This is a genomic window from Roseibium sp. RKSG952 (assembly GCF_009711355.1).
On record NZ_SMMF01000191.1, the window covers coordinates 1 to 345 of the forward strand.

1 protein-coding gene is annotated in these 345 nt (G+C 50.1%); it reads left to right on the forward strand.

The annotated features are described in order from the left end of the window. Positions 1-345 (forward strand): DDE-type integrase/transposase/recombinase (locus E1297_RS00460; protein WP_155132590.1); only part of this gene is annotated, 345 nt, incomplete at both ends.

The following is a 345-nucleotide window of genomic DNA, read 5'->3' on the forward strand; positions in this document are numbered from 1 at the left end:
GGACGAAACCTATGTGAAGGTCCGTGACAAGTGGATGTATTTGTATCGGGCCGTCGACAAACACGGCGATACCATTGACTTTATGCTATCCGAAACACGGGATGAGGCCGCGGCAACAGCCTTCTTCACACAGGCCATCGGTAACAATTCCCTGCCGCACAAGGTCGTCATGGACAAGAGCGGGGCCAACCGGGCAGGCTTGACCAACATCAACATTTATCTTTTGCTGATTGGCTTCTGGTGGTCGTTTGTCGATATTCCGCAAGTTAAATATCTCAATAACATAGTCGAGCAGGACCACCGGTTTATCAAACGTCTGCTCAAGCATATGATGGGCTTCAAGGC